Origin of the sequence: Sphingomonas turrisvirgatae (genome assembly GCF_001721295.1) — a bacterium.
Lineage (GTDB): Bacteria > Pseudomonadota > Alphaproteobacteria > Sphingomonadales > Sphingomonadaceae > Sphingomonas > Sphingomonas turrisvirgatae.
On sequence record NZ_MDDS01000035.1, the window covers coordinates 184,031 to 204,891 of the forward strand.

The 20,861-nt window shown below is 65.6% G+C and carries 16 protein-coding genes and 2 pseudogenes; 11 read left to right on the forward strand and 7 right to left on the reverse strand.

From position 1 onward, the window contains the following. Positions 1 to 120: 120 nt before the first annotated feature. The 3 genes from BFL28_RS13540 to BFL28_RS13550 form a co-directional block, all read right to left on the reverse strand. Entirely contained in the window at positions 121 to 573 is a 453-nt protein-coding gene (locus tag BFL28_RS13540; RefSeq protein WP_069321060.1) for a MarR family winged helix-turn-helix transcriptional regulator, read from the reverse strand. Between the two features lie 104 nt (positions 574 to 677). After that, positions 678 to 1,970: an MFS transporter gene (locus BFL28_RS13545; protein WP_069321061.1), complete on the reverse strand. Its 1,293-nt coding sequence runs from the start codon at positions 1,968 to 1,970 to the stop codon at positions 678 to 680. Positions 1,971 to 1,973: 3 nt separating this feature from the next. Next, the gene (locus BFL28_RS13550; protein ID WP_069321062.1) at positions 1,974 to 2,774 is read right to left on the reverse strand and encodes a 2-keto-4-pentenoate hydratase; all 801 of its coding nucleotides are present in this window, start codon (positions 2,772 to 2,774) and stop codon (positions 1,974 to 1,976) included. Positions 2,775 to 2,879: 105 nt separating this feature from the next. Between BFL28_RS13550 and BFL28_RS13555 the strand changes: the two genes are divergently transcribed. The 5 genes from BFL28_RS13555 (at position 2,880) to BFL28_RS13575 (ending at position 8,147) form a co-directional block, all read left to right on the forward strand. Next, positions 2,880 to 3,896 carry a LacI family DNA-binding transcriptional regulator gene (locus BFL28_RS13555; protein ID WP_069321063.1) on the forward strand — a complete coding sequence of 339 codons (1,017 nt, stop codon included), beginning with the start codon at positions 2,880 to 2,882 and terminating at the stop codon, positions 3,894 to 3,896. A gap of 140 nt (positions 3,897 to 4,036) precedes the next feature. Then, positions 4,037 to 4,705 carry an RpiB/LacA/LacB family sugar-phosphate isomerase gene (locus BFL28_RS13560; RefSeq protein WP_069321064.1) on the forward strand — a complete coding sequence of 223 codons (669 nt, stop codon included), beginning with the start codon at positions 4,037 to 4,039 and terminating at the stop codon, positions 4,703 to 4,705. Between the two features lie 84 nt (positions 4,706 to 4,789). Next, complete coding sequence (gene kduD, locus BFL28_RS13565; RefSeq protein ID WP_069321116.1) at positions 4,790 to 5,545, forward strand: 2-dehydro-3-deoxy-D-gluconate 5-dehydrogenase KduD; 756 nt, start codon at positions 4,790 to 4,792, stop codon at positions 5,543 to 5,545. Positions 5,546 to 5,570: 25 nt separating this feature from the next. Next, positions 5,571 to 6,581, forward strand: a complete 1,011-nt coding sequence (locus tag BFL28_RS13570; protein WP_069321065.1) for a sugar kinase — start codon at positions 5,571 to 5,573, stop codon at positions 6,579 to 6,581. Positions 6,582 to 6,599: 18 nt separating this feature from the next. Beyond that, complete coding sequence (locus BFL28_RS13575; protein ID WP_069321066.1) at positions 6,600 to 8,147, forward strand: carboxylesterase/lipase family protein; 1,548 nt, start codon at positions 6,600 to 6,602, stop codon at positions 8,145 to 8,147. A 59-nt stretch (positions 8,148 to 8,206) separates the two neighbouring features. On the opposite strand, the gene BFL28_RS13580 is transcribed toward BFL28_RS13575, so the two are convergent. From BFL28_RS13580 to BFL28_RS21555, 4 genes and pseudogenes are all read right to left on the reverse strand, one after another. After that, the gene (locus BFL28_RS13580; protein ID WP_069321067.1) at positions 8,207 to 9,586 is read right to left on the reverse strand and encodes a DUF4861 family protein; all 1,380 of its coding nucleotides are present in this window, start codon (positions 9,584 to 9,586) and stop codon (positions 8,207 to 8,209) included. 35 nt (positions 9,587 to 9,621) lie between these two features. Next, complete coding sequence (locus tag BFL28_RS13585) at positions 9,622 to 11,217, reverse strand: pectate lyase (protein WP_069321068.1); 1,596 nt, start codon at positions 11,215 to 11,217, stop codon at positions 9,622 to 9,624. Then, positions 11,214 to 11,609: a cupin domain-containing protein gene (locus tag BFL28_RS21550; RefSeq protein ID WP_119184611.1), complete on the reverse strand. Its 396-nt coding sequence runs from the start codon at positions 11,607 to 11,609 to the stop codon at positions 11,214 to 11,216. Before BFL28_RS21550 ends, BFL28_RS13585 begins: the two co-directional genes overlap by 4 nt. Further along, positions 11,601 to 12,308 (reverse strand): annotated as a pseudogene (locus BFL28_RS21555) (ThuA domain-containing protein); the annotation flags it as partial. The pseudogene BFL28_RS21555 and the gene BFL28_RS21550, both read right to left, overlap by 9 nt. A gap of 327 nt (positions 12,309 to 12,635) precedes the next feature. Between BFL28_RS21555 and BFL28_RS13595 the strand changes: the two are divergent. The 6 genes and pseudogenes from BFL28_RS13595 to BFL28_RS13620 all read left to right on the forward strand — a co-directional run bounded on the left by BFL28_RS13595 (position 12,636) and on the right by BFL28_RS13620 (position 20,856). After that, positions 12,636 to 15,477 (forward strand): annotated as a pseudogene (locus BFL28_RS13595) (TonB-dependent receptor). Positions 15,478 to 15,491: 14 nt separating this feature from the next. Further along, the gene (locus BFL28_RS13600) at positions 15,492 to 16,511 is read left to right on the forward strand and encodes an alpha/beta hydrolase (RefSeq protein WP_069321070.1); all 1,020 of its coding nucleotides are present in this window, start codon (positions 15,492 to 15,494) and stop codon (positions 16,509 to 16,511) included. A gap of 25 nt (positions 16,512 to 16,536) precedes the next feature. Then, a complete protein-coding gene (locus BFL28_RS13605) occupies positions 16,537 to 18,135 on the forward strand; it encodes a family 43 glycosylhydrolase (protein WP_069321071.1) in 1,599 nt (532 codons plus the stop codon). A 134-nt stretch (positions 18,136 to 18,269) separates the two neighbouring features. Beyond that, positions 18,270 to 18,878, forward strand: a complete 609-nt coding sequence (locus tag BFL28_RS13610; protein ID WP_069321072.1) for an SRPBCC family protein — start codon at positions 18,270 to 18,272, stop codon at positions 18,876 to 18,878. Next, positions 18,878 to 20,068, forward strand: coding sequence for a zinc-dependent alcohol dehydrogenase (locus BFL28_RS13615; protein ID WP_069321073.1), 1,191 nt, complete (start codon positions 18,878 to 18,880; stop codon positions 20,066 to 20,068). The genes BFL28_RS13610 and BFL28_RS13615 overlap by 1 nt, the downstream gene beginning before the upstream one ends. A 5-nt stretch (positions 20,069 to 20,073) precedes the next feature. Further along, entirely contained in the window at positions 20,074 to 20,856 is a 783-nt protein-coding gene (locus BFL28_RS13620; protein WP_069321117.1) for an SDR family NAD(P)-dependent oxidoreductase, read from the forward strand. The last annotated feature ends 5 nt before the right edge of the window (positions 20,857 to 20,861 follow it).

The following is a 20,861-nucleotide window of genomic DNA, read 5'->3' on the forward strand; positions in this document are numbered from 1 at the left end:
AGCCGCACCCGCTCGTCCGTCGCCAACGAGCAACTGCGAAGAAGGTTCATTCGCTGTCGAAACGATTTTTCGCTTCGTGTATAAGATGTTGTCGGCACGGGCGGGGTCGCCGCGGCCCGATCAGCGACCCGGCGAGAGGCCGGCGGCGGCGCTTTCCACCCGCTCCAGCATCTTGCGCAGCGATGCCTGCTCCTCGTCCGACAGGCTGGCGAAGATGCGACGCTCGAAGTCCAACGCCTGTGGCGCGATCTGCCGATATAGCGCCCAGCCATCGCCGCTGAGATCGAGCAGGTGCGATCGCTGGTCGTCGGGATTGGGCGTTCGCGTCACCAGCCCGCGTTCGTAGAGCGAGATGGCGGCGCGGCTGACCGTCACCTTGTCCATCTGAGTCCGGCCGCACATCGCCTGCTGGCTCATCGCGCCGAACTCGGCGAGCACGCAGACCAGCCGCCATTCGGGAATGCGCAGCCCGAATTGCGCATGATAGGCATTGGCGATCGTGCTCGACACGCGGTTCGACGCCACCGACAGGCGATAGGGGAGGAACGAGTCCAGCTTGAGTGTTGCCGTCATAGGACAGTGAATGCCTCAGACATGCAAAAGGCGCAAGGAAAGCATCCCTTCCTTGCGCCTTCTACGAAACGAGCGACAGATAATATCAAACCGTCGCCTTCAACTTACGCCTCGACCTGGACCCGATCCAGCCTTGGCGAAAGCAGGTGAACGACCAGCAGCGCGAGGAAATAGGCGCTGCCCGCCACCCAGAACAGCGGCCAGTACACGCCCAGCCGATCCAGGATCTCGCCGGCGTAGAAGGCCATCAGGATGCCGCCGACCGCGCCGACCGTCCCACCGATACCGACCACCGATCCGACAGCGCCGCGCGGGAACAGGTCCGAGGGCAGCGCGTAGAGGTTGGCCGAGAAGGCCTGGTGACCCGCCGTCGCCACGCCGATGACCAGCACCGCCAGCCACACGCTTGTGATGGATTCGGCGAACACCACCGGCAGCACCAGGCAGGCACAGACGAACATGGTAAGCTTGCGTGCGTAGTTGGCCGACTTGCCCGCCTTCATCAGCCGCGACGACATCCATCCGCCGAACACGCTTCCGACATCCGAGATCAGATAGATCGCGGCGAGCGGAATGCCGAAGGTCAGCAGATTGAGGTCGTACTGCTTGAACAGATAGCCAGGCAGCCAGAACAGGAAGAACCACCAGATCGGGTCGATGAAGAACTTGCCCAGCGCATAGGCCCAGGTCTCCTTGCGGCTGAGCACGGTGCCATAGCCGATCGGCGTCACCGGATCGGCCGGGTCCTGTTCGATCCAGGCCAGCTCGCCCTCGCTCACCTTGGGATGCTGACGCGGGCTCTTGTACATCGTCCACCAGGCGATCAGCCAGACGAAGCTGAGCACGCCCGTGATGACGAACGCCATGCGCCAGCCCCAGGCGACGACCATCAGCGGCACGACCAGCGGGGTAATCACCGCGCCGATATTGGCGCCCGCATTGAACACGCCGATCGCAAACGCGCGCTCCTTGGCCGGGAACCATTCGGTCACCGCCTTGATGCCCGCCGGGAAGTTGCCGGACTCGCCGATGCCCAGGCCAAAGCGCGCCATGGCGAACTGAGTCATCGAGTAAGCGCCGCCATGCGCGATGTGCGCCACCTGCCAGATGACGAAGGCAACGGCATAGCCGACCCGCGCGCCGACCATGTCGACGAACTTGCCAAAGCCGATATAGCCGATGGCATAGGCGATCTGGAACCAAATGATGACGCTGGCGAAGTCGCGCTCGGTCCAGTTGAGGTCTTCCATCAGCGTGGGCTTGAGCACGCCGATCATCTGCCGATCGATATAGTTGATTACCGTCGCCGCGAACAGCAGCGCGACGATGCCCCATCGATAGCGTCCCGCATTGGCGGCGGCCGCCGTGCGGATCCCCTCGCCCTGGCTGACATTCATCCCTTAGTCTCCTTGTGCCGGCCCGGCTGCCTCGATCGAGCAGCTCACCTCAATTCCGTTGAACGTCGCGGTCACGGACGCGCCGACGACCACCTCGTGTACACCGGTTACTGCCCCGGATGAAATAAATTGGCCAGGCCGCAACGCGATGCCACGCTTGGCCAAAGCCTCGAACAGGAAACGCGCCGCGCCGATCGGACCATCCAGCATGGTGCGCGATGTCGCCGCGCCGATGCGCTCGCCGTCGATGTCCAGCGTCACCGGCCAGTCGATGAAGGACAGGTCGCGCCAGTTCTCGATCGCTGCGCCGACGACCAGGCCGTAATTGTTGCCGAAGTCGGAGATGGTGACGAGCGGGCCGGCCGAATTGATCCCGGGGAATGGCGAACTGGCGATCTCGATCCCGACATGCACCGCATCGAGCAGGTCTGCCGCTTCTTCCATCGTATAGCTGGTCTTGGCGGGATCGGGCGCGCGGCCGATCCGCAACAGGAATTCGGCTTCCGCAGCGGCAAAACCGTCGGCGAAGACGGGCATGGCCGGGGCCTGGTCCACGCCGTCGCGGACGCTGTCGGCGAAAATCGGACCGGCCAGGCGGTTCGCGCCCAGTTCGCCGTCCAGCGGGGCGTTGATCTTGCCGACTTTCCAGCCCACGACCTCGCCACCGGCGAGAGCGAGCGCGCGATCCTGAATGTCATAAGCGTCGGTCAGCGAAGCGGGCTTGGTACCCGGATAATCCGCCAGCCCGCTGGCATTGCGCCGCGCCGTGACGAACGCCGCTGCGATCGCGTCAAAGTCCTTCATCCACCCCTCGCTTATAAGCTTTCGCGATCGGACTAATGGAAACCGGTGTCAGTGACAAGGTACTGATCCATTGGCGGCGGGGATCGGGCGCGCTATGCCGGTGCGATGAAGAAGACAGGGCAAGCGACCATCAACGACGTGGCGCGGTTAGCGGGCGTTTCGAAGAAGACGGTCAGCCGCGTGATCAATCGCTCGCCATTGCTCAACGACGAAACCCGCGACCGGGTCGAAAAGGTGATCGCCGAAATCGGCTATGTGCCCAATCCGCAGGCGCGCGCGCTGGCACTGCGGCGTAATTTCCTGATCGGGCTGATCCACGACAACCCGAACCCGCACATGGTGCTCAACGTGCAGCAGGGCCTGCTCGAAGTGCTGCGCGATACCGAGTTCGAACTGATCGTGCACCCCGTTGATCGCGGCGCGCCGACGATGCTCGACGACATCAAGCGCTTCGTCGAGCGGCAGCGGCCATTCGGCGTCATGCTGCTGCCGCCGATCTCCGACAATGATTCGCTCGCCGCGCTGTGCCGCGACAATGGCGTGCGTTATGTCCGCATGGGCTCGGCACAGTTCGACGAGCCGCTGCACATGGTTGCCTCGAACGATCGCGAAGTCGTGTGCAGCGCAGTCGGTCACCTGATCGAGGCCGGGCATCGCCGCATCGGACTGGTTTTGGGGCCGCATGGGTTCCGATCGGCGCTGGAGCGGCGGCGCGGCTATGAGGACGCACTGGACCGCGCCGACATCACGCTTCAACGGACGCTGGTGGCGCAGGGCGATTACACGTTCGAATCCGGGATGCGCGCTGCCGAGCGGCTGCTCGACCTGTCGCCGCGCCCGACCGCCGTCTTCTGTTCGAACGATGCGATGGCCGCGGGCGTGCTGCACACCGCACGGCAGCGGGGGCTGGATGTGCCGCGCGATCTGTCGATCGTCGGGTTCGACGATACCTCGATCGCCTCGCACCTGTGGCCCCCGCTTACCACGGTGCGCTGGCCGATCGCGACGATGGCGCGCGCCGCCGCGCTGAAGCTGATCGGCGAGGATGACGAGGATAGCGGCGAATCGCTGTTCGTCTCGACGCTGATTCGGCGCGCTTCGGTCGCCGCCCCGCTGGAATGAGTACGGCCGACGCGCGCCGCCAGCCTTGCATTTTTGCCTGACACCGGTTACCAGCGCGGATCACGAAATTCCGCCGGGCAACATGCCAATCGGCACCGCAGAGGCCGCGTCGCGGTCGATCGCTAAATGAGGAACACGCCATGAAGATCGCGCTGATCACCGAGAACAGCCAAGCCGCCAAGAACGGCGTCATCCACGAGGCGCTGACCGCCGTCGCCGAGCCGCTGGGCCATCAAGTGTTCAACTATGGCATGTACACGGCCGAGGATTCGGCCTCGCTCACCTATGTCATGAACGGCCTGCTTGCCGGCATCCTGCTGAACAGCAAGGCGGCCGATTTCGTCGTCACCGGCTGTGGCACCGGCATGGGTTCGATGCTGGCGTGCAATGCGATGCCGGGCGTGTTCTGCGGCCTGGTCATCGACCCGACCGATGCGTTTCTGTTCGGCCAGATCAACGACGGCAACGCCATCTCGATGCCCTATGCCAAGGGGTTTGGCTGGGCGGCCGAACTCAACCTGCAGGACGTCTATCGCAAGCTGTTCGAAGGCGAGCGGGGCCTGGGCTATCCCAAGGAGCGCGCCGAGATCATGCGCACCAACCGCGGCATCCTCAAGGACCTCAAGGCCGCGAGCTGCCATGACATGCTGACCGTGCTCAAGAATGTCGACCAGGACCTGCTGCGCAAGGCGATCGCGGGCGAGAAGTTCGCCGAGCTGTTCTATGCCAACTCGCAGGATCAGGCGATCAGCGACTATCTCAAGAGCCTGTCGCAGGGTGCCACGCAGGCCGAGCCCGCGCTGGCGTAAGTCGACCGATTATCCATTGCATGAACCGTCCGATGGCGGGGTGGCTTGCCTGAGCCGCCCCGCCACGTGCGGCAGGAGAGCGCCATGACCAACCCATTCGATCTCACTGGCAAGGTGGCCGTCGTCACCGGCGCGAACACCGGCATCGGCCAGGGCATCGCGCTCGCATTGGCGCAGGCTGGTGCGGACATCGCCGCCGTCGGTCGCTCGGCCGCGACCGAGACGGTGGAAAAGGTTCGCGCGCTTGGCCGCAAGGCGGAGATCGTCAGCGCCGACCTGTCCAGCATCGAGCCGGTGCAGCGCGTGGTGGACGAGACGCTGGAGAAGCTGGGCGGGCTGGACATCCTGGTCAACAATGCCGGCATCATCCGCCGCAACGACGCCGTCGACTTCACCGAGGAAGACTGGGACGCGGTGATGGACACCAACCTCAAGTCCGTGTTTTTCCTGTGCCAGGCCGCGGCGCGCCACATGATCGCCAATGGCGGGGGCAAGATCATCAACATCGCGTCGATGCTGACCTTCCAGGGCGGCATTCGCGTGCCGAGCTATACCGCCTCGAAGAGCGGCGTCGGTGGCCTGACCAAATTGCTCGCCAATGAGTGGGCAAGCAAGGGCATCACGGTCAACGCGATCGCGCCCGGCTATATCGCCACGAACAACACCGACGCGCTGCAGAAGGACGAGACGCGCAACCGCCAGATCCTCGAGCGCATCCCGGCTGCGCGCTGGGGCGAGCCGTCGGACCTGGGCGGCGCGGCGGTGTTCCTGGCATCGCGCGCATCGGACTATGTGCAAGGCCATATCCTGGCGGTAGACGGCGGCTGGCTGGCGCGCTGACGCCGGCACAGCACAGGGAGTGAACATGGCTGGCCGCATCGTCTGTTTCGGGGAATTGCTGCTGCGGCTGACCGCACCGGGTCGCGAACTGTTGCTCCAGACGCCACGGCTCGATGTCGTCTATGGCGGCGCGGAGGCCAATGTCGGGATCGGCCTTGCCAATCTTGGCCACCCCGTCTCGATGATCAGCGCGGTGCCGGACAATGCGCTCGGCCGCGCGACCGTGCAGTTCGTGCGCGGCCAGGGCGTCGACACCAGCGGCGTGCAGTATCGCGACGGCCGCATGGGCATGTACTTCCTGACGCAGGGCGCGGGCTTGCGCGCGTCGGACATCGTCTATGACCGGGCGGACTCTGCCTTCGCCAGGGCGCCGGCGGATGCATTCGACTGGCAAGCCTTGCTGGACGGCGCGGCGATGCTGCACCTTTCCGGCATCACGCCCGCACTTGGCCCGGCGACTGCGCAAGCCGCGTTGCGGGCCGCACGCGCCGCCAAGGAATTGGGTGTCGCGGTCAGCTTCGACGGCAATTACCGGGCGCGCCTGTGGGAAGCGTGGGACAGCGATCCGCGCGCGATCCTCACCGAACTGGTCAGCCTTTCCGACACGCTGTTCGGCAATCATCGCGACGTATCGCTGCTGCTCGGCAAGCGCTTCTCGGGCGACGGCGCCGACCGCCGCCGCGAGGCCGCCGAGGCTGCGTTCGACGCCTTCCCCAACCTTCAGCGCATCGCCTCGACCGCGCGCCATGTCGACGATGCCGACCGCCATCGCATCGCCGCGCGCGTCGATACGCTCGAGCGCGGTTATCAGACCGGGGAAGTGGTGGTCGCCGGAATCATCGATCGGATCGGTGGCGGCGACGCCTATGCCGCCGGCATCCTGCACGGCGTGCTGTCGGGCCAGGACCTGGAGGGCACCGTTGCCTCCGGCCTGGCGCTCACCTGCCTCAAACATTCACTGCCGGGCGATGCATCGCTCTTCCGGCAGGGCGATATCGACGCCTTCCTCGAAGGTGGCCTCGACGTACGTAGATAACAGATCGGGAGAGTGGCGATGGTCGGACGGCGAACGGTGCTGGGCGCAGGCGCGGCGCTGGCGGCATTTCCCGGTCCGGCTTTAGCCCAGGCGGACCCGGTCGCCACTGGAAAGACAGGACGCTGGCGGGGCAAGCGCGATGGCGCGACCGCGGCGTTCCTGGGCATCCGCTATGGCAATGACCCGAGCCGCAACCGCTTTCGCCCGGCAACGGCGCCAGCACCGGTGCGCGAAACCCTGTCCGCCACGCGCCTGGGTCCAAGCTGCCCGCAGTCGAGCCGCATCGCCGACCAGCGCGAGGACTGCCTGTTCCTCAATGTATGGACGCCCGATACCAACCCTGCGGCGCGGCGGCCGGTCATGGTCTACTTTCATGGCGGGGCCTATTCCAACGGCACGGTGATCGAACCGCAGGTGTTTGGGCAAACGCTGGCGGACAAGGGCGATGTCGTCGTCGTCACGGTCAACCACCGGCTGAACGCACTCGGCTATCTCTATCTGGCGCGGCTGGACCCGCGTTTCCCCGACAGTGGTAATGTCGGTCAGCTCGACCTGATCCTCGCGCTGCAATGGGTGCGCGACAATATCGCGGGCTTTGGCGGCGATCCGCGCCGCGTAATGGTGTTCGGCCAATCGGGGGGCGGGGCGAAGGTCGCGACGCTGATGGGCATGCCCGCTGCCAAGGGCCTGTTCCACCGCGCTGCTACCATGTCCGGCCAGCAGGTCACCGCGAGCGGGCCGCTTAACGCCACCCGTCGCGCGCAGGCGCTGCTAGACCGGCTGAAGGCCAGACCCGGCGATCTGGTCGACATGCCCGTAGAGCGCATCATCGACGGCCTGAAGGCCGAGGATCCGATCCTGGGCGGCGGCGTCTATATGGGGCCGGTGCTCGACATGAAGTGGCTGACTCGCCACCCCTTCTGGCCGGACCCCAATCCGCTCGGCAACGCGATCCCGCTGATCCTGGGGAACACGCGCGACGAGACGCGCGCCTTCGACGATCCGCAAAGCGAGCTTGTCCGCACGCTCGACTGGTCGAACCTTGCCGCGCGGATCGAGCCGCGACTGCGCATCGACGCTCATCCCGAATGGGTCGTCGCGCAGTATCGCGCACAATATCCCAGCTGGTCGCCCACCGAAATCTTCTATGCGGCCACCACCGCCGGGCGCAGCTGGCGCGGGCAGGTGATCGAGGCGGAGGCGCGCGCGCAGGCTGACGTCCCGGCGTGGGTCTATCAGCTCGACTTCACTTCGCCGCTGCGGCCCGAGCGCGGCGCGGCGCACACGCACGACATCCCGCTGGTGTTCGGCACGCTTGGCGCGGAGGGCAGCGTTTCAGGCACCGGTCCCGCCGCGCAAGCAGCGTCGGCGACGCTGATGCGCGCGTTCATCAACCTCGCCGCCAAAGGCGATCCGAACGGCGCCGGCGTTCCCGCCTGGCCCCGGCACACGCTGCCGCAGCGCCAGACGCTGCTGGTCGATGCGCGCAGCCGCGCGGTCGACGATCCGCGCAAATGGCAGCGCGAGCTGTTCGCCCGCGTGCCATATATCCAGCCGGGGACCTAGGGGCGCCGTGGGCGCCCGTCCTCCCGGCACCGGGCAGGGAGACGACTTTAAGAACCGCCCTACTGCCGCGTCTCGACGACATAGCCCTTGAGGCGCGCTGGCGAATTATACTCCTTCGCCACGCCCACCACATAGTCGCGGAACTCGGCAGCGGTCTTCAGCACTTCGCCCTCGCTCCACCCGGCGGCGATCATATATTCATAGCGCCCGTCGGCGCGCACCGGGAAGCGGAACAGCTCGTTCCCCTGCTGCTGCGGCACCGAGACGTGGCGGGCGCCATAGCTGTCCTTCACCACCAGCGCGGATCCGGCATAGGCGACGCGCAGCGCGTTCTGGGTCGAATCCGTGTCGTCCGGATTGCGGATCGCCTCGGGCGCCGTCGTCACCACCACGCCGCGCGACCGCAGCCCCAGCGTCTCGCCCTCCTTCTTACGGATGCCGGCCGCGAACTCGACCCCCTTCCCCACTGGCTGCCACTGGTCGAACTTGACCTTCGCCGTCGCGTAATTGTGGTGGGCATAGGCGGTGTACACTTGCTCGAGCGCATAGCGCCCCTTGCCGGTGTTCCAGTTCATCGTCTTGATCCGCACCATCGAGCGCAATGGCCCGTTGACGATCACCTCGAAGGCATAGCGCGTGTCGGTAAGCTGGTTGGTGTTCCAGCGCTCCGCGGCATCGGCGGTGGGCGAGAAGCGCGGGCGTGACACGATGTCGCTGCCGGGCGTCTCGAACAACCCGATCCCGCCGCCACCGAAGCTGTCGTCCACCGACATGATATCCGAACCATAAGCCGGATCGACATAAGACACCGCATAGCCGTCCCAATTGTTGCTCAGAATCTGAGGCGCGATGAGGATGTTCTTGCGCTTGCCGTACACGTCGGCGCTGTCCGGGAACCACAGCTTCCACCCGACATTGCCCGTTTCCCAGAAAGGCACCATGTGGCGCGAATAGCTGCCGATGGTGGCGGCGGCGCCATGCGGGTTCCAGCCGCGCTGGTGAAAGCCGAGATAGAGATAGACGGTCCGTGTCTCGCGCGGTTTCAGGTCGAGCTGAAAGAACAGCTCGTCCCACACGCCATCCTTGTCGAGATCGTCCATCTGCAAGTCGAGCTGGCGGCCGTTGGTTTCCTGACGGATGCCATGCGGCCCCATCTGCGCGAGCTGCTCTTTGGTCGGCACCGGCCGCGGCTGCCCCTTGGGATCGACGAGCGTCACCGTCAGCTCGTGCATGCCGGCGAGTTCGGGGATCTGCGCCGGGGTGATCGTCACCGGCGTCGCGCGGCGGAACTGGTCGAGATCGTTGGTGATCTGGACCGCGATGCGGCGCACGGGCTTGAAATCCTCACGGACATACCAGGGTTCGGACGCCGCCGCCTGAGCGGGCATCGCCCCGCCCACCGCCGCCAACAACACGCCACATGCGGCCTTACCGAACATCGTCTTCTCCCTTGTCGCGATTGGGTAGCCCTCGATCAGCCGCCGCTGCGCAGCGCGTTCAACAGCGTGATCATGTGGTCGATATAGGTGCCGGTCGAAATCCCGATCGGCCCGTTCTTCACGTTGAACGGAGAGGTATCGAAACGATCACCGACATCGGTCGAACGGAAGTCGCCGGGTGTCACGGTCTTTGGACCCGGGCCGGCATAAGGGTGGCTCATTGCGCTCAGCTGTGTCGGCCACCAGCCCTCATTGTTCAGCGTCGCAACCAACTCGGCCGGGGTCTTGCCGCCCGCAGTGTTCTTGTCCGATCCCGGCTCAACCGCCGCCAGCGTATAGGCGGGCAGCGCCTGCCGTCCTTTCAGCAGCGGCGAATCCTTTGCCGCGAGCGCGCCCGGCATGGCGCGCAGCCGCTCATATTCGCGGCGCAGCCTGGCGGTGTCGATCGAGCGGCGGGCATTGTAATGGCCGATCGTGTTCGCCGGATCATGGTCGACATAATAGGCGCCGTTGACGACGTTCGATCCGCGGCGATGTACCCATAGCGGCTTGTTCGTGCCGATCTCGACAAAGGTCGGGAATTGCCGCCCGCCGACTTGCAGCGCGGCGGGCAGGCGCACGCTCTCCAGCCAGTCGAGTGCGGCGGGGATCGGTGCCAGATACTTTGCCTCGCCGGTCAGGCGATAGAAATGCATCAGCTGTTCGATGTTCGCCGCCGTGGCATGGGTCACCAACGCCTTGGGCTCATAGGTGCGCGCGCCCGCCGGCTTGAGATCGAGCGAGTGCTGGAGCCCCCAGCCGGCCTGCGGCGCCGGCTGCTGCGTGGCGAGATAGATGTCCATCGCGCGGCGGATCGCCGGAACGATCCGCGGGTCGCCGATTGCCTGGTGATAGGTCAGCAGCAGCTCGATATTGTCGTGGATCACCCCGTCGTTGAAGGTGATGTAACCGGTATAGTCGGGATTGCCGTGCAACCCGCCATCCTTGACGGCCGGCCAGCGCTGCGGCCAGCCGCCATTATCGAGCTGGCTGGCGAAGATGAAGTCGATCGCCTTGTCGAGTCCGGCCTTGAAGCGCTGTTCCCGCTTTTCGACATAGATCCGCGTTAGCAGCCGGATCGCCTCGCCCGTGCCCTGATCGTCGAACGTCGCATTGCCGTAGTAATGCTGGAATTCCTCCAGCCGCCACGCGTTCTTCCCGATCGTGTCGAACCAGCGTCGGACCGATTTCGCGCCACCGAAATCGACGAAATAGCCCCAGCCGCCGGTCGGCAGCTGGCCGTCGATCAGCCCCTGTGCCGCGCTGGCCGCCGCCTGATAGTAATAGTCGTCGCCGGTCGCGTGATAAGCGTCAAGATAGAGATGGCCCATCGTCGCCGTGCCCGGCGGCTGGATCCAGATCATCGACTTATAGGCTTCCAGCTCGCCCCACACGCGCGAGCGATCCGGGAGGTACGACCAGAGATAGCCGCCGCGATAGGCGATCTTTTCGACCATGAACCGGGTCGCCCGCTTCATCGTCTCCAGGATCCTCGCCTTGCCGACCGGCGCGCCGCGCGTCTGTGCGAGCGTCGCGCCCGGCATGAGGGCAAGAGTCGCCGATGCGGCGAGCAGCGAGCGGCGTGAGATCATGGCTGGGGAACCTTTTCGAGCGGATAACTGATGATGAGCGCGAGCGGTGCGCGACCGGTCTGGCGAATGCCGACCTGCGCACCGGTATAGAGATAGGCGGTCATGCCCGGCCGCAGCTTCGCCGTGACGCCGTCCGAAACGACCTCACCCTCGCCCGAGACGACGGCGTAGACCTCGTCATGATCGATGGGGTGAGCGCCGATTGCGCTGCCGCGATGCAGCGTACGCCGGCGATATTCCATCATTCGGCCGGGCACGCCATCGGTGATGCGCCAGGCGGTGCTCATCCCGATACGGCCGTGCGGCGGCGGCTCCTGCACGCGCTTGGCAGCCTCGTCGATCACCACCATGGGTCGCGCGCCGCGCCCGAGCGTCCAGTCGAGGCCGCCCATCACATGCGCCACCACCCGCGGGTCGCGCCATGCGGCGTCGGTATGGCCAAGCGCGGTGTAGAACACCCGGCCGCCGTCGAAGGCATGCGCCCAGGCAAGCGGGCGCGGATTGGCGCCCTTTTCCCCGATCGAAGCCGGATCGAGTAGCAGGAGCGGACGCAGGCGGGGGTCGAGATCGTCGAACCAATACCATTCGTCGGTATGCGAGAACGCTGCGGGCAAGGCGCGGATCGCCGGATGGTCGAGCGGCGCGCGCGTCACCGCGCCGACGGGCGTGCCCTTGGGATGCCGGGCAAAGCGCGCGCCGATCATCCGGCCGTACCAGTCCCAGCCATAATGCGAATCCGCCGCGCCATGGATGCCGACCACCCCGCCGCCGCCGCGAACGAAGGCCTGCAACGCGTCACGGCGCGCACCGACCAGCCACTCGCTGGCGGGCAGGTCGCGCCGCGTCGTCGTGCTGACCAGCACGATCGCGCCGAAGCGCCTGAGCCGTGCCGCATCGTCGAACAGCGCCGGATACTCGCTGGTCGTGACGGCATAGCCGCTGGCGCGCGCCGCCGCCCCGATCGCCGCCACCGCAGGCTCGATCGAGCCATGGCGGAAACCGGTCGTGTGGCTGAAGATGAGGATGGCGGGAGCGGGCTGCGCCGCGCCGATCAGCAGCCACGCGCCGAGCATCAGCAGCAGTGTTCGCATGGCACTTACCCCTCTCCGCTCTGCGCCGACTTATTGACATGCGCGTCCGAAGCGGACAATGTGCTTATGACACCGGTTTCTCAAGCAGAAATTTTCCGGCGTTCGACCGCGAACACGCGGCGGAAAGGGGGAGGATCGCTCGATCGCCGCCACCAGGCGCGGCCCGGCACCAACCCTTCACCATCCCATTTGGACGCTGAAAAGCGGCCGAACGAACAAGCCACCGGTGTCAGTGACACCGTAATAAAGGGTAATTACATGCGAAACACGCTTCGCAACCGTGCCGATCGCCAACGCAACGCTCGCCTGCTGGGCGCCGCATCGCTGATGGTCATTGCTGGCTGGGCTCAAGCCGCCAGCGCGCAGACCGCCGCCGAGGCGCCGGCCGAGGCGCAGACGGACCAAGTCGTCGAGGGCGAGGAAATCGTCGTCTCGGGCTTCCGCGCCTCGCTCGACGCCGCGCTGAACGTCAAGAAGCAGTCGGTCAGCTCGGTCGATGCGATCGTCGCGGAAGACATCGCCAAGTTCCCCGACCAGAACCTTGCCGAATCGCTGCAACGCATCCCCGGCATCGCGATCCAGCGCGACGGCGGCGAAGGGCGCGCGATCACCGTGCGCGGCCTGGGTTCGCAGTTCACGCGCGTCCGCGTCAACGGCCTTGAAACGATCACCACCACCTCCGACGGCGCATCGGCCAACCGCGATCGCTCGTTCGACTTCAACGTCTTCGCTTCCGAGCTGTTCACCAGCCTGGTCGTGCGCAAGACCGCCGAAGCCAGCCTGGATGAGGGCTCGCTCGGCGCGGTCGTCGATCTCAACACCGGCAACCCGCTGGGCGGCAAGGCCGGCCTCACCGCCGTCGCCGCCGTGCAGGGATCGTATAACGACCTGTCGGAAACAGTCGGCCCGCGCGTCGCCGGCCTGCTGAGCTGGCGCAACGAAGCCGGAACGTTCGGCGTCAATGCGTCGGTCGCCTATCAGAAGACCAACACGCTGGAAGTCGGCAACAACACCGTCCGCTGGGCGCAGGCCTATTTCGACTCGGTCAACGGCACGCCTTGCTATTATTCGGTCGCAGGCGCGACGGGCGGCACGCCGGTCACGAACACCGGCGGCTTCTATCGCCCCAGCGCGGCCTGCGACGCCGCCGCGCTCGCCTTCCACCCGCGTATCCCTCGCTATGGCTATATCGAGCATGACCGCGAGCGTCTGGGCATCACCGGGTCGGTCCAGTTCGCGCCGAGCGATCGCGATCGACGGCCTGTACTCGAAGTACAACCAGGTCCGCGAGGAGCGCTGGCTCGAAGTCCTGCTGCGCAGCCAGGAGCGCGCTGTCGATGTCGTGAACCCCGTCTATGACAACAAGGGCAACATGATCTCGGCGACGCTCAACGACGCCTATGTCCGCACCGAACATTACCGCCGCGAGCTGAACACCGAATTCTATCAGCTCGGTGCGACATGGGATCAGGAGCTCTCCGACAGCTTCCGCTTCACCCTGCTCGGCGGCTTCTCCAAGTCGAACGCCGACACGCCGGTCGAAACCACGATCATGTTCGATGATCGCGATGCCCAGGGTTACAAGTACGACTATAGCAACATGGACTTCCCGGTCCTCAGCTATGGCACCAGCGTGACCGATCCGGCGAACTTCCAGCTCGCCGAAATCCGCGACCAGCCGTCGAACAACACCAACCAGTTCAAGACGGTTCAGCTGCGCACCGAATGGGACGTGGCCGAAGGATTCCAGGTCAAGGTCGGCGGCATGTGGCGTCGCTATAACTTCGATCTGTGGGCGGCCGGCCGCAGCACGCCGGTGTGCGGCAATGGCGGCGCGGACCGCGTGCTCGGCACGATCACCTGCTCGCCCACCAGCGCGTTCGGCCCGGGCGCCATTTATGGCTTCCAGGCGACGTCGGCGCTGTCGGAGCTGGCCACGCTGCCGCGCGCCGGCGCGCCGGCAGGCACCACCACCCAGTGGCTGGTCCCGGCTTTCCCGGCCGCGATCGACTTCACGCGGCTGTACGAGCGCCCGCTGATCGTGGACAATGCCAACGTTCGCGGCGTGCAGGAAACCACCACGGGTGGCTATGTGCAGTTCGACGTCAAGGGCACGGTGTTCGGCATGGACTATGCCGCGAATGCCGGCACGCGCTTCGTGCGGACCGAGCAGTCCTCCTATGGCGTGAACAACGGCGTGCAGGTCGAGGTCGAGCGCGACTATAACGACTGGCTGCCCTCGCTCAACGTCGCGCTCTACCCGGCACGCAATGTCATCATCCGCGGCGCCGCGTCGCGCGTGATCACGCGTCCGTCGCTCGGTCAGCTGACTCCCGGCGGCTCGGCATCGGGCTTCACGCGGACGGTCAGCTTCGGCAATCCGCAGCTCGATCCGTTCCGCGCGACCGCGCTCGACCTGGCGGTCGAATGGTATTTCCGTCCGGAATCTGTCTTCTCGGTCGCGCTCTTCAAGAAGAACATCGAGAGCTTCCCGATCAGCGCCAGCCGCCTCGGTTCCTTCACCGAGACCGGCCTGCCCGCCTCGGTGCTGGCGCCGTCGGATCCGGCGGCGATCAACCCGGCGCTGCAGGCGGTGCCGGACTGGACGATCACCAGCCCGATCAACGGCACCGGCGCGAGCCTGAAGGGCGTGGAAGTCGCTTTCCAGATGCCGTTCAACTTCCTGCCCGGTCTGCTCGGCAACTTCGGTGTTCAGGCCAATGCGACCTTCGTGGATTCGTCGGCGACCTACCGCCTGACCGGTCCGGCAGTGTCGGCCTGCACCCGTGCGACGCCGACTTCGGCCTGCGCGCTCGTCGGCGTGGCGGGTGACTATAGCTCGACGCTCTACAACCTGTCGAAGGAAGCGTATAACGCGACGCTCTATTACGATGACGGCCGCTTCAGCGCGCGCACCTCGCTCGCCTATCGCGGTCCGTTCAACGACAGCGGCAGCGGCAACAGCAACGTGTTCGAGGGCTATCAGAGCTACACCAACCTCGACGCGTCGGTGCGGTTCAAGCTGACCGAGATGATCGAGCTGTCGGTGGAGGGCACCAACCTGCTCGACACCTATCGCACGCGTTATGTCGACCAGACCGCCGAGCGTGCGTACGAAAACAACCACTTCGGCCGCACGATCCTGTTCGGCGCCCGTGTGAAGATGTGACACGAGAGGAAGCGATGGCCGATCCGAACGAACTCGATACCCGTTCCGACCGACGTCGCTTCCTCGCGGTCGCGGGCGGCGGGGCACTCCTCCCCCTCGTCGCCCGCGGCCAAACTGCCCCGCCGGTAGCGGACAAGCCGCTGCCGCCGGGCCTGCCACAGCCGATCGAGACGATCGACCTGTGGCCGAACGGCGCGCCCGGCATGCCGCGCGCGGCGCTCAAGGAAACCGTCAACGAACGCAGCGATAATGCGCTGCTGACCGATCGCGCGGTGTTCGGCATCAGCCGGCCGCGCCTTGCTGTCTTCCGTCCCGTCCGCCCCAACGGCGCGGCGGTGATGATCACGCCTGGCGGCGGCTATCGCTGGGTCGTGGTCGACAAGGAAGGCTATGAGATGGGCCGCTGGCTGTCCGCTCGCGGCTTTACCGTCTTCGTCCTCTTCTACCGCTTGCCTGGCGAAGGCTGGGCCGCAGGACCCGATGTCGCGCTCTCCGACGCGCAGCGCGCGATGCGCCTCATCCGCCACCGCGCCAGGGATTACGGCGTCGATCCGCTGCGTGTCGCAGCGATGGGTTTTTCCGCAGGCGGCCATCTGTGCGCCGACCTGCTCACCCGCTTCGCCACCCCGACCTACAAGCCGGTCGACGCTGCCGACCAGCTGTCGGCCAAGCCGATCCTCGCCGCGCCGATCTATCCCGTCATCACCATGTCGGCGCCGCACGCCCATACCGGATCGCGCGAGCTGCTGATCGGCAAGGATGCGACGCCCGCGCTGGAGGTCGCACACTCGCCCGACCGCAACGTGCCTGCCGACGCACCGCCCACCTTCATCGTCCATGCCGAGGACGATCCGACCGTGCCGGTCGAGAATGCGCTGCTGTTGCGTGCGGCCCTGCGCGCGCGCGGCGTGCCCGTCGAAACGCATTTGTTCACTCATGGCGGGCACGGCTTCGGCCTGCGCTTCACCGCCGGCAAGCCGGTGGCGGCATGGTCCGACCTGTTCCTGAGCTGGGCCACCGGCCTCCTTCTCTAACCCATCACTGCCGAAGGACGATGCGATGACGTTCAACCGCCGCGACATGATGACCACCGCGCTGATTGGTAGCGGTACCATACTGATCCCGGGCACGGCGCCGGCGCAGCAGCGGCGCGCTCGCCCTGCGCCGCCTTACAAGCGCGGCTTCGACAACCAGCGCGTGCCGGATCTGGGCGACGGGCGCTTCCTCAATCCGCTGATGGCGGGCGACCACCCCGATCCGACGATCCTCAAGGACGGGAAGGACTATTACATGACCTTCTCAACCTTTGACTCCTATCCGGGTCTGGTCATCTGGCACTCGCGCGACCTCATCAACTGGCAGCCGGTCGGCGCCGCCCTGACGAAGAATATCGGGTCGGTCTGGGCGCCTGAGCTGACCAAGCACAACGGCCGCTATTTCCTCTACATCCCGACCAAGGGGCCGAACACCAGCTGGGTGATCTGGGCCGACAAGATCGAGGGGCCGTGGTCGGAACCGATCGACCTCAACCTGCCCAATCATATCGATCCCGGCCATGCCGTTGGTGAGGATGGATCGCGCTGGCTGTTCCTGTCGGGGGGCGATCGCGTGCGGCTGTCGGACGATGGCCTCAAGCGCATCGGCGAGCCCGAGCATGTCTATGATCCATGGCGCTATCCCAGCGACTGGGTGGTCGAAGGCTTCGCGCCCGAGGGGCCGAAGATCACGCGCCACAATGGCTGGTTCTACATGATCACTGCGGTCGGCGGCACCGCCGGCCCGCCGACCGGCCACATGGTCATCGCGGCCCGCTCGCGATCGATCAATGGACCGTGGGAAAACTGTCCGCACAACCCGCTGGTGCGCACCACTTCGCTGGACGAGAAATGGTGGTCGCGCGGCCATGCCACGCTGGTCGAGGGTCCGGACGGCAGCTGGTGGAGCGTGTATCACGGCTTCGAGAACGGCTTCTGGACGCTTGGCCGGCAAACCCTGCTCGATCCGATCGAATGGACCGCCGATGGCTGGTTCCGCATGAAGGGCGGCGACCTGTCGCAGCCGATCGCCAAACCCAGGGGCGGTACCAAGGTCGGCCCGCACGGCATGCAGCTGTCGGACGATTTCTCGACCCTGGCGCTCGGCACCAAGTGGAACTTCTTCAAGCCCGCCGCCGACGAACCCACGCGCGCCCGCGTACGCGATGGCGCGCTGTTCCTGAAGGCGCGCGGCGCAGCACCGTCGACCTCGTCGCCACTGCTGCTCATCGCAGGCGACACCGCCTATCGGTTTGAGTGTGACATCGAGATCGCGCCGGGCGGGGTCGCCGGGCTGATCCTGTTCTATGACGAAAAGCTCTATTGCGGCCTCGGCTTCGACGAGAAGCGCTTCGTCACGCATCAATATGGCATCGAACGCGGGCGTCCGGCCAATCCCCATGACCGCAAGCTGCGCATGCGCGTGACCAACGACCGGCACATCGTCACTTACGATACGTCGAGCGATGGCGGCCGCACGTGGCAACGCTTCGATCGCGGCATGGAAGTGTCGGGCTATCACCACAATGTCCGTGGCGGCTTCCTGATGCTGCGTCCCGGCCTGTATTCGGCCGGCCAGGGCGAGGCGAAATTCAGCAACTTCAAGTTCGAGGCGCTGGCCTGATCCGCTGCGCGCCCGGCCAATCGGTCGGGCGCGCACCTAACCTGTTTTAGATTCGAACCCTTTTTGCCGACCTGGGGAACAGGCGGCCATTCGGCATCGTTCTTGGCGCACGCTTTCCACACAGGAGACCTGCGATGGCCGAGACGCTCGACCCGAACGTCGCCGACGATGCGCCGCTCACCACGTCCAAACGCACCGATGCCGCACTTGATGCCGCGACCGCTACGCTGATCGACAAGCCCGATCAGGGAAACGCCGACACGCTGATCGGCCGGTCGGTGACGATCAACAAGCCGCGCGCCGAACTCTATGCCTATTGGCGCGACTTCACGAACCTTGCGACCTTCATGGAGAATGTCGAGCAGGTCGAGATACTCGACGCCGATCGTTCGCGCTGGGTGGTCAAGGCGCCCGGCGACACGACCGTCGAATGGGTCGCGCAGATCACCGAGGCGCGAGAGGGCGAGACGATCGCCTGGACCTCGGTCGAGGGCGCCGACGTGCCCAATAGCGGCCGCATCGACTTTCGCGACGCGACGGGCGGGCGCGGGACGGTGGTGACTGCGACCATCCTCTACGATCCGCCCGCCGGCATCATCGGCAAGGTCGTCGCCAAGCTGTTCCAGCGTGAGCCGGCAATTCAGGCGCGGCGCGACCTGCGGCGCTTCAAGCAACTGATGGAAACCGGCGAGATCGCCACCGGCGCCCGCAACCGCCGCCTCCTCGAAGAAGGGAAGAACTGATGCGCGCTTTGGCTTGGCACGGAAAGCATGATGTGCGCGTCGACACAGTCGACGATCCCGAGATCCTCAACCCGCGCGACGCGATCATCAAGATCACCTCGACCGCAATCTGCGGGTCCGACCTGCACCTCTATGACGGCTATATCCCAACGATGCAGGCCGGCGACATTCTCGGCCACGAATTCATGGGCGAGGTGGTCGAGACCGGACCCAAATCGACCTTGAAGAAGGGGCAGCGCGTGGTCGTGCCCTTCACCATCTCGTGCGGATCATGCTTCCATTGCGGCAAGCACCAATATTCGGCGTGCGAGAACAGCCTACCCGCCGACAATCAGGATATCGCGCAGACCGGCTATGGCCAGCCGATGGCGGGCCTGTTCGGCTACAGCCACATGACCGGCGGCTATTCGGGCGGCCAGGCCGAATATGTCCGCGTGCCGTTCAGCGATGCCGGCCCGATTGTCATCCCCGATGGCGTTGAGGACGAGAAGGTGCTGTTCCTGTCCGACATCCTGCCCACCGGCTGGATGGCGGCGGAGAATGCGCAGATCGAGCCGGGCGATACGGTCGCGGTCTGGGGCTGCGGCCCGGTCGGCCTGTTCGCCGTCCAGTCGGCGTTCCTGATGGGGGCCGAGCGGGTGATCGCGATCGACCATTTCCCCCGTCGCCTCGAGCTCGCCAAGCGCTTCGGCGCCGAGACGATCAACTTCGAGGAATCGGCGACCTATGAGGCGCTGATGGAAATGACCGGCGGGATCGGCCCCGATGCCGTGATCGATTCGGTCGGCCTGGAAGCGCATGGGCTGTTCGCCGACAATGTCATCGACCAGATCAAGGTTTCGACATTCCTTGGCACCGATCGCATCCATGCGATCCGTCAGGCGATCATCGCGTGCCGCAAGGGCGGGCGCGTCTCGATGCCGGCGGTCTATGGCGGGTTCGTCGACAAGTTCCCGCTGGGCGCGTTCATGCAAAAGGGCCTGACGCTCAAGACCGGACAGACCCATGTTCAGCATTACATGCCCGCGCTGCTCAACGCGATCATGGAGGGGAAGATCGATACCACCTTCCTGATCAGCCACACCCTGCCGCTGGAACAGGCGCCTGAGGGCTACCGCATGTTTCACGACAACCAGAACGAAGTCACCAAGGTGGTGTTGAAACCCGAATGGCAGCAGGCGGCGGAGTGACCGGCATGTCGCGCAAACTGGCGATCGTCACCGGGGCTTCGACCGGCATCGGCTTCGAACTCGCGACGCTGGCGGCAAAGGACGGTTATGACCTGATCGTCGTTGCGGACGAGCCGCTGATCGATGCCGCCGCGCGCGACTTCGAACAGTTCGGCACGCAGGTGACGGCGGTCGAGGCGGATCTGTCGACCTTCGATGGCGTCGATACGCTGCTCGCCGCCGCCAAGGGTCGGCCGATCGACGTGCTGTGCGCGAACGCAGCGACCGGTACCGGCGGCGCGTTCCTCGACATCGAACCGGCGTTATGGCGCAGGGCGGTCGACACCAATATCTCCGGCACGCTCTATCTCATGCAGAAGGTGCTGAAGGAGATGGTCGCGCGTGGCGAGGGCAAGGTGCTGGTCACCGGGTCGATCGCTGGCTTTATCCCCGGAACGTTCAACGCGGTCTATGATGGGACGAAGGCGTTCATCGACATCTTCCTCCCCGCCTTGCAGAACGAGTTGAAGGACGTGAAGGGTGTCACAGTCACCAACCTGATGCCCGGACCGACCGACACGGAATTCTTCGCGCGCGCCGACATGCTGGATACCAATGTCGGCCAGTCCGACTCCAAGGCCGATCCTGCTAAGCCGGCCAAGGACGGCTGGGAGGCGATGAAGGCGGGCAAGGCGTCGGTCGTATCGGGCTTGCTCAACAAACTTCAGGTCGCCGCCGCCGGCGTGACGCCGATGGCGGTGATGGCCGAACTGCACCGCGGCATGGCCGAACCCAAGAACAAGGACTAAGGACG